This is a genomic window from Nocardiopsis alborubida, assembly GCF_012396365.1.
Lineage (GTDB): Bacteria > Actinomycetota > Actinomycetes > Streptosporangiales > Streptosporangiaceae > Nocardiopsis > Nocardiopsis alborubida.
The window spans coordinates 211,652-238,235 of sequence record NZ_JAAXPG010000005.1; the positions used below are offsets into that span (position 1 = coordinate 211,652).

Sequence of the window (26,584 nt, forward strand, 5' to 3'; positions counted from 1 at the left end):
GTGGTCAGGGGCGGCGGCCGTGCAGCAGCCGCATCGCCTTCTGCTTCTCGAAGTCCAGCGCGCGGGCGGGCGCCGCGGCGAGCCTGCCCAGCCGCTCCCCGTGCGAGCGCACCCGCGCCAGGACCTCGGGCTCGGCCAGGACGCGCAGGGCGAAGGCCAGCGCGGCGGGCGGGATGTCGAACTCGCGCTCCAGTTCCAGGCCCACCGCGATCGTGCGCAGGTCCTCCTCCGTGAACCGGCGGTGCCGGTGCCCGCGCCCGGTGGGCTGCTCCTGGGTGCGGGGCAGCAGGCCCAGGCCCTCGCGGTAGCGCAGCATCCGCGCGGTGGTGCCCACCCGGTCGGCGGCCGCGGAGATCGGCACGGGGCCGAGCGGCTGGAGGTCGGACGGGGTCGGGGCGTCGTCGAGGGCGGCCATGGACGCGACCCTAACCGAGGTCCCCCACCAAAGAGCGCGAACCTGACAGTCAAATGTCAACTTCGCCCGGCCGTCCGGGGTGCGGCCCTAGAATCGGGTGCGCCACGACCATCACGAGTGAGGAACGCATGGCTTTCGACTTCAAGGTCGCCGATCTCTCCCTGGCCGCCTTCGGACGCGACGAGATCCGCCTCGCCGAGCACGAGATGCCCGGCCTCATGGCCACCCGCGCCGAGTACGGGGACAGCAAGCCGCTCCAGGGCGCCCGCATCATGGGCTCGCTGCACATGACCGTCCAGACCGCGGTCCTCATCGAGACCCTGGTCGCCCTGGGCGCCGAGGTGCGCTGGGTCAGCTGCAACATCTTCTCCACCCAGGACCACGCCGCCGCGGCGGTCGTCGTCGGCCCCGACGGCACCGCCGAGGACCCCAAGGGCGTCCCGGTCTTCGCCTGGAAGGGCGAGACCCTGGAGGAGTACTGGTGGTGCACGGAGCAGGCGCTGACCTGGCCGGGCGCCGAGGGCCCCAACATGATCCTGGACGACGGCGGCGACGCCACCATGCTCGTCCACAAGGGAGCCGAGTACGAGAAGGCGGGCGCGGTCCCCGACCCCGAGAGCGCCGACAGCGAGGAGATGGGCGTCGTGCTGCGCCTGCTCAGCGCCAGCCTGGAGCGCGACGCCACCAAGTGGACCGAGATCGCCAAGCGCATCAAGGGCGTCACCGAGGAGACCACCACCGGTGTCCTGCGCCTGTACGAGATGCGCCGCGAGGGCACCCTGGCCTTCCCCGCGATCAACGTCAACGACTCGGTCACCAAGAGCAAGTTCGACAACAAGTACGGCATCCGCCACTCGCTGCCGGACGGCATCATGCGCGCCACCGACGTGCTCATCGGCGGCAAGGTCGCCGTGGTGTGCGGTTACGGCGACGTCGGCAAGGGCGCGGCCGAGGCCCTGCGCGGCCAGGGCGCCCGTGTGGTCGTCACCGAGGTCGACCCGATCAACGCCCTCCAGGCGGCCATGGACGGCTACCAGGTCACGCTCCTGGAGGACGTACTGGAGACCGGTGACATCTTCATCACCACCACCGGCAACTTCAACGTGATCATGGCCGACCAGATCACCCGCATGAAGCACCAGGCGATCGTCGGCAACGTCGGCCACTTCGACAACGAGATCGACATGGCCGGTCTGGCCAGGGTCCCCGGCGTCGTCAAGAAGGAGATCAAGCCGCAGGTCCACGAGTGGACCTTCTCCGACGGCAAGTCCGTCCTGGTGCTCTCCGAGGGCCGCCTGCTCAACCTGGGCAACGCCACCGGCCACCCCAGCTTCGTGATGTCCAACAGCTTCACCAACCAGGTCATCGCGCAGATCGAGCTGTTCACCAAGCCCGACGAGTACCCGACCGACGTGTACACGCTGCCCAAGATCCTCGACGAGAAGGTCGCCCGGCTGCACCTGGACGCGCTCGGCGTCAAGCTGACCCAGCTCACCAAGGAGCAGGCCGCCTACATCGGCGTGGACGTCGCGGGCCCCTACAAGCCCGACCACTACCGCTACTAGACAGCGTCTCCCTGAGGGCTCCGCTCCGCTTCGCCCGGTGTTCGGGCGCCCCGGGCACGGGAACCTCCGGATCCTCCGGTGCGACGGCTCGTTCCTCGCGGCCCCACCTACGGATCCTCCAGAACCCCGTGGGCGCCCGAACGCAACCCCCAGGGGTTGAGCCGACCAAGGAAGCAGGAGCCGGGCATCACATGACACTCCCCTCCCACCAGGTGGCGGACCTCGGCCTCTCCGGGGCCGGGGTCCGCCGCGTGGACTGGGCCGAGCGCTCCATGCCGGTGCTGCGCAGCGTGCGCGAGCGCTTCGCCGCCGAACGCCCCCTGGACGGCCTGCGCGTGGCCGCGTGCCTGCACGTGACCGCCGAGACCGCCAACCTGCTGCGGGCCCTGCGCGCGGGCGGCGCGAGCGTGTGGCTGGCGGCGTCCAACCCGCTGTCCACACAGGACGACACCGCCGCCGCCCTGGTCACCGAGTACGGGGTTTCGGTCCACGCCTGGGCCGGAATGGACCCGGCCTCCTATGACCGGAACCTGGTCACGGTCCTGGAGTCGCGGCCGCACCTGCTGCTCGACGACGGATGCGACCTGGTCAACACGGCTCACCTGGCCCGCCCCGACCTCCTCGACGGAGTGCTGGGCGGCTGCGAGCAGACCACCACCGGCGTGATCCGGCTGCGCCGGATGAGCGCCGAGGGCGAACTGCGGCTGCCGATGGTGGCGGTCAACGACACCGCCACCAAGCGCATGTTCGACAACCGGTACGGCACCGGCCAGTCCACCATCGACGGCATCCTGCGGGCCACCAACGCCCTGCTCGCCGGGCGCACGGTCGTGGTCGCCGGATTCGGCTACTGCGGTCGGGGCCTGGCCGAGCGCGCCCGCGGCATGGGCGCCCGCGTGGTCGTCACCGAGGTCGACCCGGTCAAGGCCCTGGACGCGGTCATGCAGGGCTACACCGTCACCACCATGGAGGAGGCGGCCCCCGCCGGGGACGTGTTCGTCACCGTCACCGGCAACCGCGACGTCGTCCGCGCCGAGCACCTGGACCTGATGAAGGACGGCGCGATCCTCGCCAACTCCGGCCACTTCGACCTGGAGATCGACCTGAACGCCCTGGAGGGCCGGTCCGTGGAGGTCAACCGGGGCGTGCGCGAGCAGGCCGACGAGTACGTGCTGGCCGACGGGCGCCGACTGCTCCTGCTGTCCGAGGGGCGTCTGGTCAACCTCGGCGCCGCCGAGGGGCACCCGGCCGCCGTGATGGACCTGTCCTTCGCGGTGCAGGCCCTGACCACGGCCTGGCTGGCCCGCAACGCCTCCGACCTGGAGCCGGGAGTGGTGGAGGTGCCCGCCGAGACCGACACCGAGGTGGCCCGGCTCGAACTGGCCGCGCTGGGGGTGCGCATCGACGCGCTCACCCCGGGGCAGGAGGCCTACCTGCGCTCCTGGCACGCCTGACGGGCGGACCCGCGCCCGACCGGTCGCCTCGCGCTCAGCGCGGGCGCGGCGACCGCTGCCTCCAGGCGCCCGGCCTCAGCGGGAGGAGTACGGGCCGTGCCACTGCTGCTGGGGGCCGCCCTGCGGGTGGTCGGGCTGGGAGCGGCGGGCGGCGATCTCGTGGCGGCGCCGGCGCTCGGCGAGCACGGCGGCCAGGAAGTAGGGCGGGGTGGTCCCCGGCGGCGGGGGCGGGCTGATCTGCGCGGCCACCGTGTCGGCCAGCCGGACGCCCATCTCGTGGCGGGTGTGCTCGGCCAGCTCCCCGTACCGGAGCACGTACTGGCGCGCCGCCGCCGCGGTCTCCGGGGACAGCCGCGACAACTCGGTGTTCGCCGCCCAGGCCGCCAGGTGCGGGGGCATCGGGACGACCTCCTCGCGCGGCCTGCCGCCGCGCTCCTCCACCACCATCGTCCCGGCCACGAAGTCCCCCACGCGGCGGCCGTCGCGGTTGATCATGGACGTGACCAGCGCGACCACGCCACTCGTCAGCCAGATCTCCACGAACGCGGCCAGAGCCCGGCCCAGCGCCTGCCGGAACCGCTCGGGGGAGCCGTCGGTGCCGACGACGCGCAGGCCCAGGGCCATCTTGCCGAGGGAGCGCCCCCGGGAGACGGTCTCGAAGACGGCCGGGTAGCCGACCAGGATCAGGATCGTGCTCGACAGGGACACGGCCGCGGTGATCGCGGGGTCCAGGTCCCTGCCGATCCAGGTGACCAGGACGCTCAACGCGATCAGGGCGATGACCTGGACCAGGGCGTCGATGGCCAGGGCCGCGGCCCTGGTGGCGAAACCGGCCGGACGCAGGTCCAGGACCACGGCGTCACCCGTGACCAGAGGTGTCACGCCGTACACGTCGGCGCGGGCGTCGCCGTTGCCGGGATAGGACACCAGCACTCGCTCCCTCAGGGCTGTCTGAAACCGTCGTCCCGACATTACCCGGCACGCGGGACGGCTGTTCGCAGCGGAGTCGGGAGCGTGCTCCGAGGGGGCGGATCGGAAGGGCCCCGGCGACCGGCGCCCGAACCGGACCGCGCGCGAAACGGATAAGGTCCCTTGCGTGGATATCGACGTGTTCGCCGCGGCACACGCCCCGGAGTGGGAACGGCTGGACCGACTGGTGCGCAGGCGCCGCTCGCTGGACGGTGAGGAGATCGACGAACTCGTCGAGCTCTACCAGCGCGTGTCCACCCACCTGTCGGTGGTGCGCTCCTCCGGGCAGGACCCGGCACTGGTGGGCAGGCTGTCCGCGCTGGTGGCCCGGGCCCGCTCCGCGGTGACCGGCGCGCACGCCTCCGCGTGGCGCGACGTCGGCGGGTTCTTCACCCGCGTGTTCCCGGCGGTGCTGTACCGGCTGCGGTGGTGGTGGATCGGCACCAGCGCGGGCATGGTCGCGATCGCGGCGGTCACCGCCCTGTGGATCGTGTCCGAACCCGACGTGCTGCACGCCCTGGGCACGCCGGACTTCATGGCGCAGTACGTCGACCACGATTTCGCGAACTACTACATGGAGAACCCCCGGGGCTCGTTCGCCGCCCAGGTGTGGACCAACAACGCGTGGGTGTCGGCGCAGGCGATCATCTACGGCGTGGCCCTGGGGCTGCCGACCCTGGCGGTGCTGCTGATGAACGCGGTGAACGTGGGCGTCGCCGCGGGGATCATGCTCGCCCACGGCCAGGGCGACGTGTTCTTCGGGCTGCTCCTGCCGCACGGGATGCTGGAGCTGACCGCCGTCTTCGTCGCGGGCGGAGTGGGCCTCAAGCTGGGGTGGACGATCATCGCGCCCGGCGACCGCACCCGCATGCGGGCCCTGGGCGAGGAGGGGCGCGCCGCCATCGCGGTGGCCCTGGGACTGGTGGTGGTGCTGCTCATCTCCGGGCTCATCGAGGGCGTGGTGACCGGTAACGCCGCGGCCGGGGTCATCCCGATCCCGGTGGCGCTGGGCATCGGCGCGCTGGCGGAGCTGCTGTTCGTGGTCTACGTGTTCACGGTGGGCAGGAAGGCCTACCAGGAGGGCGAGACCGGCGACCTGGAGAACGCCCCCGCGGCCGTCCCGGTGGCCTGAGGTTTCCACCCCGCCCGGCGCTTCGCCGTGGCATCATCCGGGGTATGGAACCCGACACGCCCCGCTGGTTCAAGAGCTCCCACAGTTCAGCGGAGAGCTGCAACTGTGTGGAGGTGACGTTCGAACGCACGGGGAACTCCGTGCGGGTGCGTGACTCCTCGGCGCGCCGGGCCGGGAACCTGGCGGTCAGCCGGGGGGAATGGTCCGTCCTGGTCCGTTCACTGGGTGCGGCGGCGGACTGACCACCTCGGGATGGTTTCCGGGGCAGCACGAGGTCGGCGGTCGCGTGGGACCCCCCTGTTTCCACAGTAAGCCGAGGGAGCCGTCGACGGCGGCTCGCGCCGCTGCCTGTGGAAAACGCGGGCCCGTCAGTGATCCGGCTGCTCACCCCGTGCGGCCCGGTCCCGCCACTCCCGGGCTCGTTCGGTGTCGGGATGGTCCTTGCCCAGCGCCTGCTCACGTACCTTCAGGCAGGCCTCGAACCAGCTCTGGGCGGCGTTGAGGTCACCGTTCTCGAAGGCGGCGCGGCCCAGGTAGTAGTCGGCCTGGGCGGTCAAGGGATGTCGTTCTCCCATGGTGCGTGCCCGGATCAACCGGACCTCGCGGAACTCTTGTCCGGCGCTGACCGGGTCCCCCTCGCGCATCACGGCGTAGGCCAGGTTCTCCCACGCGGCCAGGGCCCTGGCGTCCTCCGGCCCGGATACGCGGCGCCAGGCGTCGAGCACGGCACGGAACTCCTCCATCGCGGTTCCCCACTCCTCACGTCTGATCGCTATGAGGGCGAGTTGGAAGCGCGCGTCCAGGGTGTTCTCGTGGTCGGGGCCGTGGTGGAGTCCGTTGAGCTCGAACAGAGCACGGTACTCGATCTCAGCCTCCTCGACGAGTCCCTGGTTCATCTGGGCCTCGGCGAGGTGGTGCCTCGCTCTGAGCGTGAGTTGGTGCGTGGGACCGTAGTTCTCCTCAGCGATGCTCCACAGTTGCATGGCCTGTTCGTAGGCCCACTCCGTGAGCCCCAGATGGATGAGCTTGCGATTGATCTGTGTGGAGTTCTCCATGAGCAATCGCACGAAGGATCCAGCATTGGCGTTGAACGTTGGCAGGTCAACCGCGCGGAGCTGTGTGCGCAACCCCAAGAGGTTGGTATAGGCGGTCAGCTCGACCAAGGGGTCGTGATCCTGTTGCCAGGTGAGCAGCTCCTCCGCCTGCTCCAACAGCGCGAGGTCGGAGGTGGTGAACCCGGCGCGTACCGTCTCCGAAACCAGCGGGTGGAGGCGCAGCGCGGTCTCTCCGTGGGCTGTCACCACCGTGACCAGGCCCTGCACGACGAGGGAGTTCACGGCGCGCGCCAGCTCCGCTTCGTCCAGGAAACCGAGGGGATCACCACTCATCCTGGACACGGGTAGCCGACGCAGGGGGAGCTCCCGGCCCTCCCCGCAGAAGATCGACAGCAACTTCAGCAGCGGCACGGCCTTGGGCTCACGCTCCTCCACCAGCCGCAGGGACAGCTCCCACACCCCCGACAACAGCCTGCGCTCGACATCGCCACCGGTGACGAGGGGCGCCGCCAGCTCGTCCAGGGCCCCGACGCCCTCCCCGAGCCGCGCCAGCAGCGCGTGCGCGTCCGGGAACAGCACCCGGTGCGTGGCCAGGATCCGCCCCGCCAGCGACAGCGCCAGCGGCACCCCGCCCAACCGTCGGGCCAGTTCCTCCGCGCCCGCGAGCTCCGCCGCACCGCCCGCCCCCGCGTGGTCGGCCAGGGCCTCGGACGCCGCCGACCCCTCCAGCTCCCCGATCCGGTGCACCCGCGCGGGCGCCCACTGCGCGGGGTCGTCCACCCGGCTGGTCACCAGCACGAACCCGCCCGGGCTCGCCCGCATCCACCCCAGCTGGTCCCCGGGCCGGTTCTCCGGGTCCAGCTCCTCGGGCCGGTCGGCGTTGTCGATCACCAGCAGCCACGGCCGCGCCGCCGCGTCCAGGTGCCGCCACACCCACCGGGCCGCCTGGCGCCGCGCCCCCTTCACCTGCTCGGCCTCCTGCCGGGAGCCGCCCACCTCCACGGCGGCCTCGACCATGCTCGCCGCCACGCTCCCGGGCCGCACCCAGAACACCGTCCACCCGTCGCGCCGCGCGCGCTCGGCCAGCGCCGCCGCCACCGTGGTCTTGCCGAACCCGCCCGGTCCGGTCAGCACGTGCGGAACCGGCGCCCCGGCCGTCATCGCCCCGCCCAGGGCCTCCAGGAGCCCCTCACGTCCCCGTACGGCCGTCGCCGGCCGCGGCGGGTCCAGGGACACGTCGGCGGGCGGCGGCGGAGCGGGAGCGGGCGCCTGGAGGGTCACACCGCCGTGGATGTCGCGTACCTGGAGCAGTTGGCCGTGGACGGCACCGGAGGAGGCGTTGCCGTGGGCCCCGGGGGGAGAGGTCATGCCCTCCATACTGCACGTCCGGGCGCCGCCCCGGGGAGGGACGGCACCCGGACGGTGACGCAGGAAGCCCCGGTCCTACAACCTGCCCTGGGCCTTGAGGTTGATGTAGGCGTCGGCCAACGCGGGCGCGATGTGCTCGGGGTCGGCGTCGACCACCTCCACCCCCATGCGGCGCAGCTCGGCGGTCACCCGGCGCCGCTCGCCCAGCGTCCGCTCGGCCGCGGCCGCCCGGTACAGCGCGTCCGCGCTGCCCCGCTCGGCGGCCATCAGCTCCACCGCCGGATCGTTGACCGCGGCGACCAGCAGCAGGTGCCGGGAGGTGAGCACGGGCAGCCTCGGCAGCAGCCCCTCCTCCAGCGACGCCGCGTTCAGGTCGGTCAGCAGCACCACCAGCCGCCGGGCCCGGCCCTGGGTGCCCAGGACGGTCCCCACCAGGCCCGCCGGGTCGGACTCCACCAGCTCCGCCTCCAGCGGCGCCATGGCCTCCACGATCCGGCCCACCTGCTGGCCGCCCTTGCCCGACGAGCGCACCTGCGCGCGCGTGCGCCGGTCGTAGGCCAGGAAGTCCACCCGGTCGCCCGCCCTGCCCGCCAGCGCCGCCAGCAGCAGCGCCGCGTCCATGGCGTGGTCCAGGCGCGGGGTGTCGCCCACCCGACCCGCCGACGTGCGCCCGGTGTCCAGCACGATGAGGATGCGCCGGTCCCTCTCGGGCCGCCACGTGCGCACCACCACGCCGTCGCCGCGGGCCGTGGCCCGCCAGTCGATCGACCGCACGTCGTCGCCGGGCACGTAGTCGCGCAGGGAGTCGAACTCGCTGCCCTGCCCGCGCACCATCGCCGTGTGCTGCCCCTCCAGCTCGCGCAGCCGGGACAGCTTGCCCGGCAGGTGGCGCCTGCTGTGGAAGGGCGGCAGCGTGCGCACGGTCCACGGCGCGGACAGCGTCCGCTGCCTACCCGCCAGTCCCAGCGGCCCCAGGCTGCGCACGGTCACGCCCGCGGCCCGGGCGTCGCCGCGCCGCGTCGGGGTCAGGACGGTCCTCACCCGGCGCCGCTCCCCGGAGGGCACGCGCAGCGGCTGGCTGCGCGGCGCGGCGTGCGCGCTCGGCGGCCAGGCGTCGCGCACCGACCCCCGCAGCCCCCGCCGCGTGGGGTTGGCGACGGTCACGTACACCGTCGCCGAGTCGCCCAGGCGCAGCGACGTGTCTCCCTCCCGGGACAGCAGCACCGCCTTGGGGCTCGCCGCCAGCACGACGTCCAAGGCGAGCAGCACCACCAGCACGCCCAGGGCCGCGGCCGCGGCCGCGGCGCCGATCAGACCGGACAGCGCCACCGCGACCGTGGCCGCCAGCGCCAGCAGCACCGCCCGGCCGGTGACCACCATCAGCGCGGCACCGGGACGGAGGCGAGCACACCGTCCAGGATTCCGTCGGTGGTCGCCCCCTCCAGCTCGGCCTCCGGGCGCAGCGCGATCCGGTGCCGCAGCGTGCCCTTGGCCAGCGCCTTCACGTCGTCGGGGGTGACGTAGTCGCGGCCCGACAGCCACGACCACGCACGGCTGGTGCGCAGCAGCGCCGTGGCACCGCGCGGGGACGCGCCCAGCTGGAGCGACGGCGACTGCCGGGTGGCCCGGCACAGGTCCACGATGTAGCCCAGCACCTCGGGCGCCACCCGCACCCGCTCCACGGCCAGCCGGGCCGCGCGCAGCTCCGCCGCGCCCGCCACCGCGGTCACCCCGGCCGCGACCAGGTCGCCCGGGTCGAAACCGGCCGCGTGGCGGCCCAGCATCTCCACCTCGGCCGCCCGCTCGGGCAGCGGGACGGTCACCTTGAGCAGGAACCGGTCCAGCTGGGCCTCGGGCAGCGGGTAGGTGCCCTCGTACTCCACCGGGTTCTGGGTGGCGGCCACCATGAACGGGTCGGGCAGCGCGGACGGCCTGCCCTCCACGGTCACCTGGCGCTCCTCCATCGCCTCCAGCAGCGACGCCTGGGTCTTGGGCGGGGTCCGGTTGATCTCGTCCGCGAGCAGCAGGTTGGTGAAGACCGGCCCCTCCATGAACTCGAACTTCGCGGTGTGCTGGTCGTAGACCAGCGAGCCCGTCACGTCGCCCGGCATCAGGTCCGGGGTGAACTGCACCCGCTTGTGGTCCAGGGACAGCGCCGCCGCGAGGGTGCGCACCAGCAGCGTCTTGGCGACGCCGGGCACACCCTCCATCAGCACGTGGCCGCGGCACAGCAGCGCCACGACCATCGCGGTCACCGTCTCGTCCTGGCCCACGACCGCCTTGGCCACCTCGCGGCGCAGGGCGACCAGGGCCGCGCGCGCCTCGTCGGCTGATGGCAGTGCCTCGGGTGTGAAGGCGCTCACGTGCCGTCTACCTCTCTCGATACCTCAGTGGTCGGTCGCTGGTCCCCGCGGCTCAGGGTCACCGGAGCCTCCGGGCGCGCTCGTCGAGTTCGTCGGCGAGCCTGACCAGCATGTCGTCGTCGCCCGCGTACGGGTCGGGGGACTCGGGGTGGAGCAGTGCCCGCAGGTGGGCGGGGTCGTCACCGGTCCGCGAGGCGACCGCCGCCACGACCGCGTCGGGCGCGGCGTCCGCGCCCAGCCCGAGCTTGGGCGCGACCCGGTCCAGGAACCCCGACCGCAGCGCGGCCGCGGCCCGGTCCCGGGCCCTGCGCGACCGGTACAGCCCCGCACGCCCCTCGGTGGTCTCCGAGGCGCGCACCACCACGGGCAGCGACTCGGGCACCAGGGCGCCCATCCGGCGCCCCCGCCACAGGGCGAGCAGTGCCAGCGCGGCCACCAGCGGGACCAGGGACCAGCGCAGGCCCAGCGGCAGCAGCTGCCACAGGCTGGAGCCGCCCTCCTGCTGGGGCGGGTCGGGACGCAGCCACACCACGTCCTCGGCGGCCAGGAGGTTCATCGCCAGCGCGGCGTTGCCTCCGCTGGAGAGCGCGGTGTTGGTCAGCGGCCTGCCGGTGCCCAGCACGGTCGTGGTGGCCCCGCCCCGTCCCACCTGGACCAGGGCGTCGCCGCTCCCGCCCGGGTAGCAGCCCACGGCGTCCGTGCCGGACCCGGCCGTGTACAGCTCACCGGCGACGTAGGCCCCGCCCGCGGCCTCGGCGGCCGACAGCCCGCACTCGGGGGCGTAGGGGGTCTCCGGCGTGGGGAACCCCTCGGGCTCCTCCCGGCCGGTCATCGTCACCCCGGGGGCGAACGCCTCCAGGGACTGCGTGGACGGCTGCACCAGGACGGTGTCCACGTCGAGCGCGGCCAGGGACTCCAGCTCCTCGGGGAGCAGCCTGTGGTCCATGAAGACCGCGAGCACGGTGTCGTCCCCGGCGTCGGCCACGGCCTCCTCGGCGGCGGAGGACGAGCGCACCACGTGCACGTCGCGGTCCTCCTCCAGCACGTTCACCAGGGCCCGCGTGCCGTCCGGGGCGATGGAACCGGGCTCCAGGTGGCCCGTGGGGAACTGTTCGCTGCCCAGCGACAGCAGCACCGAGACCGTGACGAGCGCGGCCACCACGGCGGCCGGGACCCGGACCGAGCGCCACACCCGCAGGGCGCGCGAGCCCTCCCCGGACGGCGCGCGGCCGGCGCCGCGCGGGGGGGCGGCGGGGGGAATGGTGGCCGTCATCGGCTCACCTTCCCGGCGGGCCGGGCGGCCCCGAGCCGCGTGTCCAGCTCGCGCAGGAGGCGCGCGGAGTCGGCGGTCGCCGGGCGGTCGCCGTAGGCCACGTCGTTGAAGATCCGCGCGCCCTCGCTCAGCCCCTCGGCCTCCGCGGTCAGCACGGCGGAGGCCTCCGCGGCCAGCTCGGTCGCGGTGCGCCCCGCGCGCGGAGTGATGATCGCCCGCTCCTCCAGGTCCACGCTGATGGCCCTCAGCCTCTCCGTGACGGCGGCGGCGAACTCACCGGCGCTCTCGTGCCGGTCGGCGGCGGCCCGGTGGTCGGTCGCCGACATCGGAGTGCCCTCGTGCACGGGCGCGCCCGCGCGACGGCTCCGGGTCGGGCGCAGCCAGAAGACCAGCCAGACCACCAGGACCGCTACGACCACCAGCAGCGGCCCCAGGATCGTCCAGCCGCTGAGGACGCCCGGCGCGTCGGAGACCAGACCCGAGAGGAGCTCCTCCAGCCAGGAGAGGAAGCGGTCCCACAGGGAGGGCTCCTGCTCCCCGTACAGGGGGTCGCTCAGTTCCTCGACGGCGCGCCGCTGCCCCTCCTCGCGGGTCACCTCCCCGGCGGCGGGTGCCCTCACGTCCGCGGCTCCGGCAGGTAGATCTCCGGGCCCGCCTCGTAGCCGGCCTGAGTGACCTGGTGCAGCTTCAGGTCCAGGCCCTCGCTGCGCATCCGCGCGTCCACGTAGAGCAGGGTGTTCACGCCCACGGTGAAGGGCGTGGTGATCGCGGAGGCGATGACGCTCCCCACGTAGATGACCGCTCCCGAGGCGACCGCGGCCCAGGCCGCGCCGGGGGCGACGAGGATGAAGACCGCCGAGAGGATGGCGAAGGGCGTGCTCAGCATGCTGCTGACGAAAGCCATCAGGACGAAGGCCAGCAGCCAGATGCCGAAGGTCCGCCACCATCTGCCCTGGGTGAGACGCCAGGAGCGGGCGAGGGCCGCGCCCACCCCGACGCGTTCGAGCACCACGATCGGCATGGCGAAGTAGATGCGGATGTAGATCCAGGCCGCCAGTGCGACGCCGCCGCCGAGGCCCAGCACGACCGAGGCGATGACGATGGTGATTCCGATGCCCTGACTGCCCGAGACGGCCACGAAGACGCCCAGGAACAGGCCGACGAACCCCACCACGATGATGACCAGGGAGAGGGCGAAGAAGATCAGCAGTTGGAGCAGAGCCAGTCCGACGACGGCCCCGATCCGGCCCCTCACGGCGGCCCAGGCCTCCTGCGGGCCGAGCTTGCGGCCCAGGACCGCCATGCCGACCACGGCCGTGAGCAGGCCGGTGACGAGGATGATCCCGGCCTGGGTCAGCAGGCCGCCGCCGTACGCGGCGGCGAGGGACCAGCCGCTGAACGGGAACGGGTCGTCGGGGTCGACCGACGCGGGGTCGGACATCACCTGGTCGACGAAGGCCCCGTAGTCGGACATGTAGCCGCTGAAGCCGACCGAGCTGATGATGCTCGCGACCGCCATGACGACGAGCGTGAGCCCGACGGTGGTCTTGGGGTTGTTGCGGATTAGGCTGAAGGCCCCGTTGTAGATGTCCCCGAGCGTCATCGGCCGCAGCGCGACCACACCGGGTTTGGGAGCGCGCGGCTGCCCGTACGGGGGCTGGTGGCCGTATCCGGCCTGTGCTCCGTATCCGGGCTGTCCGTAACCTGACTGCTGGCCGTAGCCGGACTGCTGCCACTGCGCCTGCTGGCCGTGCTGTCCGTAGCCCGGCGGCTGTCCGTACGCGGGCGGCTGTCCGTACCCGCCGCTCTGGGCCGGCTGCTGACCGGAGGCGTGCTGACCGTACTGTCCGTATCCGATCTGCTGTCCCGAGGGCGCCTGACCGCCGTCGGACCCCCGCTGCCCGTACCCGGACGCCTGCTCGGGAGGGGCGAAGCCCGGCTGTCCCGGGGGCGCCTGCCCGGCGGACGCGGAGCCCGGCTGCCCACCGGAGGGCGTGGAGGAGGCGGAGGGCGGACCCTCCTGGCCCGGGGCGGCCCAACCGCCGGACGCGGGCGGGGGAACGGCCTCGGAAGCCCCGCCGCCGTCCGGTCCGTCCGGGGGGTTCCCCGACGTGTCCCGGTGGTCGTCCTCCTGGGTCATCTGCCCCGCCCTCCATGGGGTTCGGTTACGCTGCGCGAGCACACTTCCGCGGTTTTCGGCCTCTGGGAAACCAACCTACCCGCCGGTTCCACCGCTGCCCGCGATGTTCGGGCGTATGCGGGCGCAACCGACCCACTTCATTCCTTTTGTATGCTTTCTGTTACCAACAGGCCAAGTCGCGAAGGTTCGCGTGCCAGGTCACCAGGGTCGACGCGCCGCAGGCCGAAACGGTTCCCACGGACCGAAAAACACCGACCACTCTCCCGATCCCGCCCGAAGGTGGCAAGGTGGGGGAGGACGAAGCAGTTTCTTGCGTCTCGGGCGCACCGAACGTTTATGCCGCTTGAGTGTTTCCAGAGAGAGGAGTAGGCGCCGCCGTACCCGCTTTCGCGCGGGTCCGACGCCCGGCGCCGGACGCACCGATGAAGGGACGTGTACTGGTTGTCGACGACGACCTCGCCCTCGCCGAGATGCTGGGCATCGTTCTGCGTGGCGAGGGGTTCGAGCCCTCGTTCGTGCATGACGGGGACAAGGCCCTGGAGGCCTTCCGCGAGACCAAGCCCGACCTGGTCCTCCTCGACCTGATGCTCCCCGGCGCCGACGGGATCGACGTCTGCCGTCAGATCCGCGCCGAGTCCGGCGTGCCCATCGTGATGCTCACCGCCAAGAGCGACACCATCGACATCGTCCTCGGGCTGGAGTCGGGTGCCGACGACTACATCGTCAAGCCCTTCAAGCCCAAGGAGCTCGTGGCCCGCGTCCGCGTGCGCCTGCGCCGCACCGAGGAGCCCGCGCCCGAGGTGCTCCAGATCGGGGACATCACCATCGACGTCGCCGGGCACGCCGTGCGCCGCGACGGCGAGCAGATCAGCCTGACCCCGCTGGAGTTCGACCTCCTGGTCGCCCTGGCCCGCAAGCCGCGCCAGGTCTTCACCCGCGAGGTGCTGCTGGAGCAGGTCTGGGGCTACCGGCACGCCGCCGACACCCGCCTGGTCAACGTCCACGTGCAGCGCCTGCGCGCCAAGATCGAGAAGGACCCGGAGCACCCCGAGGTCGTCGTGACCGTCCGCGGCGTCGGCTACAAGGCCGGAACCGCCTGATCCCCCCGAGCCGCACATGACCGCAGCCACACCAGAGGAGGAGCGGGGGACCGCCTCCGACACGCAGACCCCGCCCTCCGGGCCGCCCGCGACCGGGGGGCGCTGGCGCGACGGCGGCGCGGGGCTCACCCGCTCCTACGCGCTCGCCCAGCGGGCCGCCCGCGCCCTGGTGCGCGGCGTCCACAGCAACTGGCGCCGCTCGCTGCACCTGCGGGTCATCTCCACCACCCTGGTGTTGTCCCTGGTGGTGATGGTGGGCCTGGGGTACGTGCTCATCTCGCAGGTGCGCGGCGGTCTGCTCGACGCCAAGATCTCCACGGCCGTCACCGACCACCGCGCCGGGCTCAACTACGCGTCGGCCGAGCTCCAGGAGAACGAGTCGGGCGACCGCAACCGGCTCATGTACAACCTCGCCAACGAGCTCACCAGCCGCAGCGGCGACACCGGGCTGTACAGCGTGGTCATCCTGCCCTCGGTGGGCGGCGAGGTCGGCTGGGCCACCGGCGAGGGCAGCGTCCCGCAGCGGCTCATCAACCAGGTCCACGAGTCCGAGGTGGACGAACAGCAGTACCACACGTACACGCGCATCACCACCGACCAGGGCGAGGAGCCCGCGCTGGTGGTCGGCGCGCAGCTCACGCGCGCCTACGAGCTGTACTACATCTTCCCGCTCCAGCACGAGCAGCAGATCCTCGACCTCGTCCAGGGCACGGTCGGCCTGGTGGGCGTGCTGCTGGTCATCCTCCTGGGCCTGATCGCCTTCGTCATCACCCGACAGGTGGTCAGCCCGGTCCGCTCGGCCGCCCAGTCCGCCGAACGCCTCTCCTCGGGCGACCTCACCGAGCGCATGGCCGTCCACGGCGAGGACGACCTCGCCCGGCTGGCCCTGTCCTTCAACGACATGGCGGGCAACCTCCAGGAGAAGATCCAGGAGCTGGAGGAGCTGTCCAAGCTCCAGCGCCAGTTCGTCTCCGACGTCTCCCACGAGCTGCGCACCCCCCTGACCACCATCAAGATGGCCGGGGACGTGCTCTTCGACGAGCGCGAGGAGCTCGACCCCACCATGCGCCGCTCGGTGGAGCTGCTGCAGAGCCAGGTGGAGCGGTTCGAGGAACTGCTCTCCGACCTGCTGGAGATCAGCCGCCACGACGCCGGGGCCGCCACCCTGGGCACCGAGTCGCTCGACATCCGCGACGCCGTCATGAAGGCCGTCGGCGACGCCGAGCAGATCGCCGAGCGGCGCGGCATCAAGGTCGTGCTGCGCCTGCCCACCGAGCCCTGCACCGCCGAGTACGACGGCCGCCGCATCAACCGCATCCTGCGCAACCTGGTGGTCAACGCCATCGAGCACAGCGAGGGCCGCGACGTGGTGGTCACCGCCGCGTGCGACCGCGACGCGGTCGCCGTGGCCGTGCGCGACTACGGGGTGGGCCTCAAGGAGGGGGAGGAGCACCTGTGCTTCGACCGCTTCTGGCGTGCCGACCCGGCCCGGGTGCGCACCACCGGCGGCACCGGACTCGGTCTCTCCATCGCCAAGGAGGACGCCACCCTGCACGGCGGCTGGCTCCAGGCGTGGGGCCAGCCCGGCCAGGGCTCCCAGTTCCGCCTGTCCCTGCCGCGCCGCTCCGGCAGCGAGCTGCGCGGTTCCCCCCTGCCGCTGGTGCCGCCGGAGTTCGCGCTGGGCCGCACCTACGCCGCGTTCACCGACAAGGCCGACAGGGCCGACAAGGGTGAGAACGGCAGCGGCGCCGTCCGCGCCGAGAGGATTCCCGCCAGGAACGGCGCGGACGCCACGGAGGAGGGCGCGGCGGCCGTCCGCGCCGAGCAGCGCGAGGGCGAGGAGAAGCTGTGAGGACACCGCACCGGTTCGGCCGCGCCGCGCGCGCCTGCATGGCCGCGGCCGTGGCGGCCGTGTCCATGGCCGCCTGCGCGACCGTTCCCACCACCGGCCCGGTCGTGGCCAGCGACGGCAACGAGTCCGAGGGCGACCCCTACGGCGGCTACGTGCGCCTGCTGCCCGCCGGACCCCAGGAGGGCGTGGCCCCGGAGGGTCTGGTCAGCGACTTCCTCAAGGACATGGGCAGCTTCGAGCAGGACTACGAGGCCGCCCGCAGCTTCATGCTGTCGAGCACGGACGAGTCGTGGAACCCGGACGGGACGGTCAAGGTCTTCCCCGGCCACGACACCGTCGACCTCGACACCGAGATCAGCGGCGACGGACTCACCGCCACCGTGCGGATGCGCAGCTCACTGGTGGCCACGATCGACGAGGACGGCAGGTACGTCTCCGGCGACTCCGGCCGCCTGCTCGACGAGACCTTCGTCCTGGCGAGGGAGGACGGCGACCCCGAGGGCGAGTGGCGCATCCAGAGCCTGCCCGACGAGCTCATCCTCAGCCAGCTCGACGTGGAGCGCACCCACCGCCCGTTCAACCTGTACTACTTCAACCCCGACGAGAACGCCCTGGTCCCGGACCCGGTCTACCTGCCGGTCAGCAACGACGAACTCACCGAGCGCCTGCTGCTCAGGCTCATCCGAGGCCCCAGCACCTGGCTGGACCCCTCCGTGCACTCCTCCTTCCCCGAGGAGGTCGCGCCCACCCTGGAGGTGGAGGACGAGCGCGTGGTCGTCAGCGTGACCGACCCCGGCCAGGCCGACGAGTTCGGCATGGGCGCCCAGATCGCCTGGACCCTGCGCCAGCTGCCGGAGATCCAGGAGTTCACGCTGCGGGTGAACGGCAACGAGGTGGACTTCCCCGGGGCCGAGGGCGAGAGCGCCGACCGGCCGCGCCCGGGCAGCACCTACTGGTCGGAGGTCAGCCCCGGCGCGACCTCGCCCGGCGTCCACGTCTACTACTCCCACGAGGGCCAGCTGTGGTCGGCCTCGGACTGGGACACCGACACCTTCGGCAGCGGCGAGCCGGTGCCCGGCCCCCTGGGGGCCGGCGAGGTCCCCCTGGAGAGGTTCGCGGTGTCGCTGGACGAGCAGACCATCGCCGGGGTCACCACGGGCGGCCGCGAGGTCGTCACGAGCGAGGCCGCCCCGGGCGCCGCCGTTCGGGAGGTCCTGGCCGACGGAGTCTTCACCGAGCTGTCCTGGGACGTCAACGGCGACCTGTGGGTGGTCGAGGAGGTCCGCGGGGAGGACGGCGAGGACGGCGAGGAGCCGCGGGAGGACTCCGACACCGAGAGCCCGAACCTCAACGGCCCGCCGCCGTCGCCGGGTCCGACGGACCTGTGGCTGCTGCGCGAGGGCCACGAGGTGGTCCGCGTGGACGTGTCCGGCCTGCGCGACAGGCCGCTGGTGCAGTTCCAGATCTCCCGGGACGGCACCCGCGCCGCGGTGGTGACCGAGGTGGACGGGCGCCGATCGCTCCAGGTGGGCCGCGTGGTGGAGGACGCCGACGGACAGGTCTCCGTGGAGTCGTTCGTGACCCTGGCCCGCGAGCTGGAGGACGTCACCGACATCTCCTGGCGCTCGGGCGACCAGCTGGTCGTGCTCGGCACCCGCGAGGGCGGTACGAGCCAGGCCCTCCTGGTGTCGCTGGACGGCGGCACGCCGCCCGCCAGCGCAGGGACCCCCGTCGCGAGCATGGTGACCGTCTCAGGGGCCCCTGGCCAGCCCCTGGTGGCCGGTTCCGACGACGGCAACATCTGGGTGTCCAGCGACCCGCTCAACTGGCAGAGCGTCGTGGAGGGCGGCTCGCCCGCCTTCCCGGGCTGAGGAGCCCCGGGCGCGCGGTCGGGCCCCGGCCGCCCGCCCGGGACGAAACCGGGATGCGCCGGGCACCGCGGCCTGGAAGGGTGGCGCCATGGACGACCTGACGCGGCTGGGCACCCCGATCGACGCACGCCCCCACTTCGCCGGGGAGCGGGAGGACCTGCTCGCGCTCCTGCGCGGCCTCACCCCCGACGAGTGGCAGGCCGAGGCCGTGACCGGGTGGAGCGCGCGCGACGTGGCCGCCCACCTGCTCGGCGACGACTACTGGCGCATCGCGGGGATGCGCGACCGCTACCGGGAGGCCCCGGCGCCGGCGCCCGGGGAGCCGCTGGCGGCGTTCGTCCACCGCAACAACCGGGAGTGGGTGCGGGCCACCGCCAGGATCAGCCCCCAGGCGCTGGTCCAGACGCTGGAGATGACCGGGCGCGAGCTGGCGGGGCTCTGGCGCTCCGCGGACCCGCACGCCCCGGGTGTCGCCGTCTCCTGGGCGGGCGCCGACCCGGCGCCGGTCTGGCTGGACTGCGCCCGCGAACTCACCGAGAACTGGGCCCACCGGCAGCAGATCCGGCACGCGGCCGGGCGGGCCACCGACCCCGGGCCCGCGGGGTCCCTGGTGCTGGACACCTTCATGCGCGCGCTGCCGCACACCCTGCGCGACACCCCGGCGCGGACCGGGACGCGGGTGAGCGTGGCCGTGGACGGCCCGGACGGCGGGGAGTGGACCGTCACCCGCACCGGGACCGGCTGGTCGCTGGCCCCGGCCGCAGCGGGCGGCTCCGGCGCGCCCGCGGCGGCCGTGCGGTGGGACTTCGAGACCGCCTGGCGGCTGTGCGTGCGGGGGATCGAGCCCGAGGAGGCCGAGGCGAGGGGCGACCTCTCGGGCGACCCGGGCCTGGCCCGGGCCTGCTGCCGGATCGTGTCGATCATCCGCTGACCGCGCGGTGCGGACCCGCGGGACAGGTCCGGGGCAGCGGTGGACCGGCGCGGCGCACGGATCCGCGCCTTGAGGGGGTTCCTCCCGCGCCGACTCCGGGCGCCGGGCGTCGGGATTCCGTAACCGTCGGCGCGGACACGGCGAGTGGGACGGACCGTCACCGGAGCCGGTGAGGAGTGTGCTGGCCCGCGGGCTCGTTGTGCACGGGGCCGACGTTGTCCACAGGTCCGAGGAGGGGCTGGCGGTCGCCGGCCCGGGCGCTGACCCTTGAGGTATGGACGACCGGACACACGCCACGGGCGCGCTGCGGTGGATACTCGGCGCGCTGCTCGACCTGCTCCTGCCGCAGCCCTGCGCGGCGTGCGCGGGCCCCTCGGGGCCTCTGTGCGCGGACTGCCTCACCGCGCTGCGGCGCCGTCCCCACCGGTGCGCGCCGAGGCCGGGCTGCCCGCCCGTCTGGGCGGCCGGCCCCTACGCCGGACGCCACCGCCGGGTGCTGCTCACCTACAAGGAGGGCGGTGCGGACGCCCTGGCCGCGCCCCTGGGCGGGTGGCTGACCGCCGCCTACACCGCGTCCGGCCTGGCCCGTCCGGACACCCTGCTCGTCCCCGTCCCCGGGCGCGGCCCGCCGGGAGACCCCCGGGCGCCGGTCACCCGGCTGGCACGCGCCTGCCTGGCGGAGGCGGGCGGAGCGGGTGCGGGGAGGGTCGCGCCCCTGCTGCGCCACCGGAGCCGCTCCCGGCGCCAGGCCGGTCTGGGGCGGGCCGAGCGCCTGGCCAACCGGGCGGGCACCCTCGTGGCGGACCGTCCGCTTCCCCGGGCCCCCGCTGCGGTGCCCGGCACGGGGGCCGGGGGAGTCGCGGTCGTGGTGGACGACGTCCTCACCACGGGCGCCACGGTGGCCGAGGCGACCCGCGCCCTGCGGGCGCGCGGGATCGCCGTGGCGGGCGCGGTGGTCCTCCTCGAACGCCTGCCCGGCGTCGTCGGCGGTCCTTCGAGCGAGGAGGAGGCGGACGGTGCAAGAAGGTTTTACGAATCCTCGTGAACAGGTGAAAAGTCCATGTACGAAGGGCTTTGAGGCAGTTGCCGATGAGTTGGGAGGGTGGCCGCTACCTGACATCCTCGCCAGGACAGGTTACGGTCACGGTATGGCACCCGTCCGGGTCCGTGGTTGCGTCGGAGACTTTGGGCTCCCGGGAACACCGGGGCGCCACTCCGGCAAGCCGATGCCAGGCGCAGGCGAAACGGCCCACGTAAGGCGACTTTTCGTCGACCGATCACGGTGCGCCTTAGAGGTAAGCCCTGCCCCGCGGAGGGTCCAGATGTCCCTCATGACAGGGAGAAGAGCAGTAGTCGCGGACAAGAGCGGCGACACTCTCAGCAGGCGGATGTGGGGACGAAGACCAGGTCGGCCGGACGGGTGGCATCCCATCGTCCGGGGGTTCGCCAACGGCGAACCCCCGGAGGCGATCCCCTCGTGTCCCCACCGGGCCCGTCCCGCCGTGGCCCCGGACAACCCGTGGGTCCTTGAAGGGCGCACTGTCCCGCCCGTCCCAGTAATCCTTTCCTCCATCACGGTGGTTCTCACCAATCGTGTCCACGGGGCGCGTGATGAGGCCCCCGCAGGTGGGTATACGCATCTCCAACCGAGCCGTGCCCCCTACAGGACAGGGGCACCAGCGGAAGGGGGCTAGCGAGCGACACCCCTTCCGCCCCCCTGCTGGCGGAAGGGACGCAGAGCCAGCCTGGCCGTCGTCTTCTGACGGCCACGCGATGAAGGGGGTCCTATGGACATCATCGTCAAGGGTCGACGCACCGGTGTGAGTGAGAAGTTCCGTCAGCACGTCGACAACAAGCTCGACAGGCTCTCCAAGTGGGAGAAGAAGGGCATGACCGTCGACGTGGAGGTGTCCACAGAGCGCAACCCCAGGCTCGCCGACGTCTGCGAGCGGGTTGAGCTGACCATCCGGACCAACGGTCCGGTCATTCGCAGCGAGGCCGCCGCCTCGGACCGGTACGGCGCCCTCGACCTCGCCCTCGACAAGATCGAGGCCCGCCTGCGCAAGTCCGCGGACCGGCGCAAGGTCCACCGGGGCAACCACGCTCCCGTCTCCGTCTCGTCAGCCACCGCCGACCTTCCCGGAGACCTGCCCTCGTCCACCGCCACCGCCACCGCCACCGCGACGCAGGCTCCCCCCGTCCAGCGGCGCGGCGGCGAGGAGGACGTCAACGGCACGGAGGTGGACGGGAGGTTCTCCGACGAGTTCGTCGAACTCGACACCCAGGGAGACGTTCCCGTCGTCGTCCGGGAGAAGTTCCACAGGGCCAAGCCCATGAGCATCGACCAGGCGCTCATGGAGATGGAACTCGTGGGCCACGACTTCTACCTCTTCCACGACGAGGTCAAGGACGCCCCGAGCGTCGTCTACCGGCGCAAGGGCTTCAACTACGGCGTCCTCCGACTGGTCGACTAGACGTCCGCGACCGCCCTCGACGGATCCCCCGAACACGAAGCCGCGGCGGGTCCACTCGGACCCGCCGCGGCGGTGCGCGCTCCCCCGTGCCCGATCCGGCGTCCGGCCTTCGTCCCCGGTCGGCCGGTCCGCGGGCTCCCGTCTACTCGGGCCGGTGCTCGGCCTCTTGCTGCTTGATCCGGTGCAGCGGGGTGTCGTGCGGCTCCTCGGCCTCCGCCCGGGGCGTGTCGAGGACGACGTCGCCCATCAGGTCGAAGACCGTGGCCACCACGGCCGCCGCCACCAGCAGGACCGCGGCGACCACCAGCAGGACCACGGACATCCCCATGGCGACGCCGATCCCGCCCACGACGAACCCGGCGCAGGCGAGCAGGACCGCCGCCCACGACGACACGCGCCCGCGATGGCTGCTGCTCGGAGCCAGGCTGCCGCCCTGGTGCTGAAAACCCCGGATGCGTCCGAAACGGCTGTCGCCGTCGGGATGCTCCTTCTCCCAGGCCAGTGCGGAGTCGTCGGCCACCGGGTCGCGCCGCAGGACGGGCGACTCCCCGACGACCTCCTTGGCCACGTCGTCGGGAGAACGAGGGGAGGGGGCCGACGGGCTCCTCGCCTCGCGGCCCCTGTCGTCCCGGGTCCCGCGATCCTTCTTGTCTCGGTTCGTTCGCATGGTGATCCCCCCTGGGAACACGTTCGCGTCCGGTCCGCCCGCGGCCGTTCGACCGCGGTGCGACCTCCTATGACGTGCCTACCCACGAAAGCCGGGAGCCATCGGCGCCCAGGCGAAAAGCGTGGGAAGGCGGTCGGCGTACGTGATCGGCACCCCGCCCGCGCCGGTACCCGGTCCCCCCGGTGTCGGGGCGCCGCGAAAAACCTTCCGGTTCCTCTGTCAGGTCTGTGACATGCGGGAACATATCGGTTGGTTTTCTTCGTTGCGCACAGGGAAACGTGCGGGCGGACCGCTCCACCTGAGAGGGTGGGCGTAGGGTTCGTGTCCTCTAGGATGTAGGGCCGAGGGCCCAGGAACCCCCGCCGCCCTCCGCGGCCACGGGAAAGCGGTCAGCGGGCCTAGATCTGAACTCCACGTGGGTGGAGCCAACCGCGATCTGCGAGGAGCGCATAGGAAGTGCCAGGGATACTCGACAAGCTCCTGCGCGCGGGTGAGGGAAAGATCCTGCGCCGACTCAACAAACTGAAGGACCAGGTCAACTCGCTCGAGGAAGACTACGTCGACCTCACCGACGAGGAGCTGCGCGACCTCACCGGCGAGTACAAGGAGCGCTACGAGGACGGGGAGTCCCTGGACGACCTGCTCCCCGAGGCCTTCGCCACCGTCCGGGAGGCGGCCAAGCGCACCCTGGGCCAGCGCCACTTCGACGTCCAGATCATGGGCGGCGCCGCGCTGCACCTCGGCAACATCGCCGAGATGAAGACCGGTGAGGGCAAGACCCTGACCGGTACCCTCGCGGTCTACCTCAACGCGCTCGCGGGCAAGGGCGTCCACGTCATCACGACCAACGACTACCTGGCCAAGCGCGACGCCCAGAACATGGGCCGCATCTACCACTTCCTCGGACTCGAGGTCGGCGTCGTCGGACCGCAGATGACCGCGGCGGACCGCCGCAGCGCCTACCAGGCCGACATCACCTACGGTACGAACAACGAGTTCGGCTTCGACTACCTGCGCGACAACATGGCGCTCTCGCTCAAGGACACCGTCCAGCGCGAGCACTACTTCGCCCTGGTCGACGAGGTCGACTCCATCCTCATCGACGAGGCCCGCACCCCGCTGATCATCAGTGGCCCCTCGGAGCAGAACTCCCGCTGGTACGCCGAGTTCGCCAAGATCGCCCCGCGCCTCAAGCGCGAGGAGGACTACGAGGTCGACGAGAAGAAGCGCACCGTCGGCATCACCGAGTCCGGCGTGGCCAAGGTCGAGGACTGGCTGGGCATCGACAACCTCTACGAGGCCGTCAACACCCCGCTCATCAGCTTCCTCAACAACTCGCTCAAGGCCAAGGAGCTGTACAAGCGGGACAAGGAGTACATCGTCAAGGACGGTGAGGTCCTCATCGTCGACGAGTTCACCGGCCGCGTCCTGGCGGGCCGCCGCTACAACGAGGGCATGCACCAGGCCATCGAGGCCAAGGAGCGCGTCAAGATCAAGGACGAGAACCAGACTCTCGCCAAGGTCACCCTCCAGAACTACTTCCGCCTCTACGAGAAGCTCGCCGGCATGACCGGTACCGCCCAGACCGAGGCGGCGGAGTTCACCCAGACCTACAACGTCGGCGTGGTGCCCATCCCCACCAACAAGCCGATGATCCGTCAGGACGTCAAGGACGTCGTCTACAAGCACGAGGACGCCAAGTTCCAGGCGCTCGCCGAGGACATCGCCGAGCGGAACGAGGCCGGGCAGCCCGTCCTGGTCGGTACCACCAGTGTCGAGAAGTCCGAGCTGCTGTCCCGGATGCTCAAGCGCGAGGGCGTGTCCCACGAGGTCCTCAACGCCAAGAACCACGCCCGTGAGGCCGCGATCATCGCCCGCGCGGGCAAGCTCGGCGCGGTCACCGTCGCCACCAACATGGCCGGTCGCGGTACCGACATCATGCTGGGCGGCAACCCCGACTTCCTCGCCGACGAGGAGCTCCAGGGCCGCGGCCTGAGCCCGTTGGAGACCCCCGAGGAGTACGAGGCCGCCTGGCCCGAGGCGCTGGAGAAGGCCAAGGCCGACTACGAGGAGGAGCACGAGAAGGTCGTCGAGGCCGGCGGTCTGTACGTGCTCGGCACCGAGCGGCACGAGTCGCGGCGCATCGACAACCAGCTCCGCGGGCGCTCCGGCCGCCAGGGCGACCCCGGCATCTCCCGCTTCTACCTGTCCCTCCAGGACGACCTGCTGCGCCTGTTCAACAGCAGCCGCCTGGAGGCGTTCATGAACCAGCTGAACATCCCGGACGACCAGCCCATCGAGTCCGGCATGGTCAGCAAGGCGATCGCCTCCGCGCAGGGCCAGGTCGAGACGCAGAACTTCGAGATCCGCAAGAACGTCCTCAAGTACGACGAGGTCCTCAACCGCCAGCGCAAGGTCATCTACGCCGAGCGCCGCAAGGTCCTGGAGGGCCAGGACCTGCGCGACCAGGTCGTCAGCATGCTGGAGGAGGTCCTGCGCGGCTACGTCGTGGAGGAGACCGCCAACGGCGACCCCAGCGACTGGGACCTCGACAAGCTCTGGCGGGCGTTCAAGCAGGTCTACCCGATCAGCTTCACCGTCGACGAGTTCATCGAGGAGAGCGGCGACCTGCACACGCTGACCACCGAGGTGATCGCGGACCGCGTGGTGGAGGACGCCAACAGCGCCTACGAGGCCCGCGAGGCCGAGCTGGGCGAGGAGGCCATGCGCGAGGTCGAGCGCCGGGTCATCCTCCAGGTCATGGACCGCAAGTGGCGTGAGCACCTCTACGAGATGGACTACCTCCAGGAGGGCATCGGGCTGCGCGCCATGGCGCAGCGCAACCCGCTGATCGAGTTCCAGCGCGAGGGATTCGACATGTTCCAGCAGATGCTGGAGGCCATCAAGGAGGAGTCCGTCGGCTACCTCTTCAACGTCGAGGTGCAGGTCCGCAAGAAGGAGGAGCCCGCCCTCACCACCGCCGCCGCGGCCAAGACCGCCGCGGCCGTCGGCGGCTCCGCCAGCGCGACGGCCGTCGCGACCGCGGTGGAGGAGGACGAGGAGGTCGAGGACGCCGCCTCTCCGGTGGAGGAGGCCGAGCCCGCCGAGGACGTGGTCGTCCCCGGCTTCGGCGAGGGCCAGCCCAACCGGCTCCAGTACTCCGCGCCGAGCGAGGACGGCACCGTCGAGCGCCACAGCGAGACGGCCGACGAGTACTCCGGCACGGCGCGCAACGCGCCCTGCCCCTGCGGCTCGGGCAAGAAGTACAAGAAGTGCCACGGCGACCCGGCCGCCAAGTAGGCGGACGGTAGGCCCCGGCGAGAGCCGGAAGAAAACGCGCGCGGGCGCGGCTCCCTCGGGGGCCGCGCCCGCGCGCGTTCGCCGGTCGCGTGTCCGGGCGGCGGTCCCGGTGCCCGGACACGGGGCCGTGCTCAGGCGGGCAGGGGCCGCTCCCGGACGACGTGCTTCATCACCAGCGTCGAGCTCAGGTGCTGGACGCCGGGCAGTGTGGCCAGCGCCTCGTCGTAGAGCACGCGGAAGGCGGCCAGGTCGGCGCTGACCACGCGCAGCAGGTAGTCGGGGTCTCCGAACAGGCGCTCGGCCTGGACGACCTGGGGGATGTCCTCGACCGTCCGCTCGAAGGCCGCGACGGTGTCCCGGTCCTCCTGGCGCATGGTGACGAAGACCAGCGCCTGGAAGCCCAGTCCCACCGCCTCGGCGTCCACGACCGCGCGGTATCCGCTGATCACCCCGGCGCGTTCGAGCTCACGCAGTCTGCGGTGGCAGGGGGAGACGCTGAGTCCGACGCGGTGGGCCAGTTCGGTGATGCTCAGGCGGCCGTCCTCCTGGAGCTCCGCAAGAATCTTCCGGTCGACGTTGTCCATGAAGAAGATTCTTCCATCATCGTCCGTTTCGGCCACAAGGAGTGGAACCATTTTCGGGCGTTTTATGGCTA

21 protein-coding genes are annotated in these 26,584 nt (G+C 72.2%); 11 read left to right on the forward strand and 10 right to left on the reverse strand.

The features are described 5' to 3' along the window. Positions 1-4: 4 nt before the first annotated feature. Positions 5-415, reverse strand: coding sequence for a MerR family transcriptional regulator (locus HGB44_RS07425; protein WP_061080402.1), 411 nt, complete (start codon positions 413-415; stop codon positions 5-7). 128 nt (positions 416-543) lie between these two features. On the opposite strand from HGB44_RS07425, the gene ahcY (HGB44_RS07430) reads away from it, so the two are divergent. Then, positions 544-1,980: an adenosylhomocysteinase gene (gene ahcY, locus HGB44_RS07430; RefSeq protein WP_061080401.1), complete on the forward strand. Its 1,437-nt coding sequence runs from the start codon at positions 544-546 to the stop codon at positions 1,978-1,980. 191 nt (positions 1,981-2,171) lie between these two features. Beyond that, positions 2,172-3,434 carry an adenosylhomocysteinase gene (gene ahcY, locus HGB44_RS07435; protein ID WP_061080400.1) on the forward strand — a complete coding sequence of 421 codons (1,263 nt, stop codon included), beginning with the start codon at positions 2,172-2,174 and terminating at the stop codon, positions 3,432-3,434. A gap of 75 nt (positions 3,435-3,509) precedes the next feature. Here ahcY (HGB44_RS07435) and HGB44_RS07440 read toward each other — a convergent pair whose 3' ends face one another. Beyond that, a complete protein-coding gene (locus HGB44_RS07440; RefSeq protein ID WP_061080399.1) occupies positions 3,510-4,367 on the reverse strand; it encodes an RDD family protein in 858 nt (285 codons plus the stop codon). Positions 4,368-4,530: 163 nt separating this feature from the next. Between HGB44_RS07440 and HGB44_RS07445 the strand changes: the two genes are divergently transcribed. Both HGB44_RS07445 and HGB44_RS07450 read left to right on the forward strand, forming a co-directional pair. Beyond that, positions 4,531-5,535 carry a stage II sporulation protein M gene (locus tag HGB44_RS07445; protein WP_061080398.1) on the forward strand — a complete coding sequence of 335 codons (1,005 nt, stop codon included), beginning with the start codon at positions 4,531-4,533 and terminating at the stop codon, positions 5,533-5,535. Between the two features lie 44 nt (positions 5,536-5,579). Beyond that, complete coding sequence (locus HGB44_RS07450) at positions 5,580-5,777, forward strand: DUF397 domain-containing protein (protein WP_082768341.1); 198 nt, start codon at positions 5,580-5,582, stop codon at positions 5,775-5,777. A 126-nt stretch (positions 5,778-5,903) separates the two neighbouring features. Here the strand turns inward: HGB44_RS07450 and HGB44_RS07455 are convergent, their stop codons facing one another. The 6 genes from HGB44_RS07455 to HGB44_RS32680 all read right to left on the reverse strand — a co-directional run bounded on the left by HGB44_RS07455 (position 5,904) and on the right by HGB44_RS32680 (position 13,734). After that, complete coding sequence (locus HGB44_RS07455) at positions 5,904-7,967, reverse strand: tetratricopeptide repeat protein (protein WP_061080397.1); 2,064 nt, start codon at positions 7,965-7,967, stop codon at positions 5,904-5,906. Positions 7,968-8,033: 66 nt separating this feature from the next. Then, the gene (locus HGB44_RS07460; RefSeq protein ID WP_061080396.1) at positions 8,034-9,338 is read right to left on the reverse strand and encodes a DUF58 domain-containing protein; all 1,305 of its coding nucleotides are present in this window, start codon (positions 9,336-9,338) and stop codon (positions 8,034-8,036) included. Beyond that, entirely contained in the window at positions 9,338-10,321 is a 984-nt protein-coding gene (locus tag HGB44_RS07465; RefSeq protein ID WP_061080395.1) for an AAA family ATPase, read from the reverse strand. Before HGB44_RS07465 ends, HGB44_RS07460 begins: the two co-directional genes overlap by 1 nt. A 58-nt stretch (positions 10,322-10,379) precedes the next feature. Continuing rightward, a complete protein-coding gene (locus HGB44_RS07470) occupies positions 10,380-11,594 on the reverse strand; it encodes a DUF4350 domain-containing protein (RefSeq protein WP_061080394.1) in 1,215 nt (404 codons plus the stop codon). Beyond that, a complete protein-coding gene (locus HGB44_RS07475; protein WP_061080393.1) occupies positions 11,591-12,214 on the reverse strand; it encodes a DUF4129 domain-containing protein in 624 nt (207 codons plus the stop codon). The genes HGB44_RS07470 and HGB44_RS07475 overlap by 4 nt, the downstream gene beginning before the upstream one ends. Continuing rightward, on the reverse strand, positions 12,211-13,734 hold the full coding sequence (locus HGB44_RS32680; protein WP_061080392.1) for a glycerophosphoryl diester phosphodiesterase membrane domain-containing protein: 1,524 nt from the start codon (positions 13,732-13,734) through the stop codon (positions 12,211-12,213). The genes HGB44_RS07475 and HGB44_RS32680 overlap by 4 nt, the downstream gene beginning before the upstream one ends. Positions 13,735-14,156: 422 nt before the next feature. Here HGB44_RS32680 and mtrA point away from each other — a divergent pair, with 422 nt between their 5' ends. From mtrA to hpf, 6 genes are all read left to right on the forward strand, one after another. Next, on the forward strand, positions 14,157-14,834 hold the full coding sequence (gene mtrA / locus HGB44_RS07485) for an MtrAB system response regulator MtrA (protein ID WP_013154750.1): 678 nt from the start codon (positions 14,157-14,159) through the stop codon (positions 14,832-14,834). A gap of 16 nt (positions 14,835-14,850) precedes the next feature. Continuing rightward, positions 14,851-16,686 carry an MtrAB system histidine kinase MtrB gene (gene mtrB / locus HGB44_RS07490; protein ID WP_061080391.1) on the forward strand — a complete coding sequence of 612 codons (1,836 nt, stop codon included), beginning with the start codon at positions 14,851-14,853 and terminating at the stop codon, positions 16,684-16,686. Continuing rightward, a complete protein-coding gene (locus HGB44_RS07495) occupies positions 16,683-18,557 on the forward strand; it encodes an LpqB family beta-propeller domain-containing protein (protein ID WP_082768340.1) in 1,875 nt (624 codons plus the stop codon). The genes mtrB and HGB44_RS07495 overlap by 4 nt, the downstream gene beginning before the upstream one ends. Before the next feature lie 88 nt (positions 18,558-18,645). Beyond that, the gene (locus HGB44_RS07500; RefSeq protein WP_061080390.1) at positions 18,646-19,488 is read left to right on the forward strand and encodes a maleylpyruvate isomerase family mycothiol-dependent enzyme; all 843 of its coding nucleotides are present in this window, start codon (positions 18,646-18,648) and stop codon (positions 19,486-19,488) included. A 274-nt stretch (positions 19,489-19,762) separates the two neighbouring features. Continuing rightward, positions 19,763-20,533, forward strand: coding sequence for a ComF family protein (locus tag HGB44_RS07505; protein ID WP_061080389.1), 771 nt, complete (start codon positions 19,763-19,765; stop codon positions 20,531-20,533). A 742-nt stretch (positions 20,534-21,275) separates the two neighbouring features. After that, the gene (gene hpf / locus HGB44_RS07510; protein WP_061080388.1) at positions 21,276-21,962 is read left to right on the forward strand and encodes a ribosome hibernation-promoting factor, HPF/YfiA family; all 687 of its coding nucleotides are present in this window, start codon (positions 21,276-21,278) and stop codon (positions 21,960-21,962) included. Between the two features lie 142 nt (positions 21,963-22,104). Here hpf and HGB44_RS07515 read toward each other — a convergent pair whose 3' ends face one another. Then, positions 22,105-22,629, reverse strand: coding sequence for a hypothetical protein (locus HGB44_RS07515; RefSeq protein ID WP_061080387.1), 525 nt, complete (start codon positions 22,627-22,629; stop codon positions 22,105-22,107). Between the two features lie 456 nt (positions 22,630-23,085). On the opposite strand from HGB44_RS07515, the gene secA reads away from it, so the two are divergent. Further along, entirely contained in the window at positions 23,086-25,929 is a 2,844-nt protein-coding gene (gene secA / locus HGB44_RS07520; RefSeq protein ID WP_061080386.1) for a preprotein translocase subunit SecA, read from the forward strand. Positions 25,930-26,060: 131 nt separating this feature from the next. Here the strand turns inward: secA and HGB44_RS07525 are convergent, their stop codons facing one another. Further along, complete coding sequence (locus HGB44_RS07525; RefSeq protein WP_061080385.1) at positions 26,061-26,513, reverse strand: Lrp/AsnC family transcriptional regulator; 453 nt, start codon at positions 26,511-26,513, stop codon at positions 26,061-26,063. Positions 26,514-26,584: the final 71 nt, after the last annotated feature.

Bases quoted from the DNA above. Each gene is read 5' to 3' on its own strand.
- HGB44_RS07425 (WP_061080402.1), bottom strand. From the start codon at position 415: ATGGCCGCCCTCGACGACGCCCCGACCCCGTCCGACCTCCAGCCGCTC.
- ahcY (WP_061080401.1), top strand. From the start codon at position 544: ATGGCTTTCGACTTCAAGGTCGCCGATCTCTCCCTGGCCGCCTTCGGA.
- ahcY (WP_061080400.1), top strand. From the start codon at position 2,172: ATGACACTCCCCTCCCACCAGGTGGCGGACCTCGGCCTCTCCGGGGCC.
- HGB44_RS07450 (WP_082768341.1), top strand. From the start codon at position 5,580: ATGGAACCCGACACGCCCCGCTGGTTCAAGAGCTCCCACAGTTCAGCG.
- HGB44_RS07455 (WP_061080397.1), bottom strand. From the start codon at position 7,967: ATGGAGGGCATGACCTCTCCCCCCGGGGCCCACGGCAACGCCTCCTCC.
- HGB44_RS07460 (WP_061080396.1), bottom strand. From the start codon at position 9,338: ATGGTGGTCACCGGCCGGGCGGTGCTGCTGGCGCTGGCGGCCACGGTC.
- HGB44_RS07470 (WP_061080394.1), bottom strand. From the start codon at position 11,594: ATGACGGCCACCATTCCCCCCGCCGCCCCCCCGCGCGGCGCCGGCCGC.
- HGB44_RS32680 (WP_061080392.1), bottom strand. From the start codon at position 13,734: ATGACCCAGGAGGACGACCACCGGGACACGTCGGGGAACCCCCCGGAC.
- mtrA (WP_013154750.1), top strand. From the start codon at position 14,157: ATGAAGGGACGTGTACTGGTTGTCGACGACGACCTCGCCCTCGCCGAG.
- mtrB (WP_061080391.1), top strand. From the start codon at position 14,851: ATGACCGCAGCCACACCAGAGGAGGAGCGGGGGACCGCCTCCGACACG.
- HGB44_RS07500 (WP_061080390.1), top strand. From the start codon at position 18,646: ATGGACGACCTGACGCGGCTGGGCACCCCGATCGACGCACGCCCCCAC.
- HGB44_RS07505 (WP_061080389.1), top strand. From the start codon at position 19,763: ATGGACGACCGGACACACGCCACGGGCGCGCTGCGGTGGATACTCGGC.
- hpf (WP_061080388.1), top strand. From the start codon at position 21,276: ATGGACATCATCGTCAAGGGTCGACGCACCGGTGTGAGTGAGAAGTTC.
- HGB44_RS07515 (WP_061080387.1), bottom strand. From the start codon at position 22,629: ATGCGAACGAACCGAGACAAGAAGGATCGCGGGACCCGGGACGACAGG.
- HGB44_RS07525 (WP_061080385.1), bottom strand. From the start codon at position 26,513: ATGGACAACGTCGACCGGAAGATTCTTGCGGAGCTCCAGGAGGACGGC.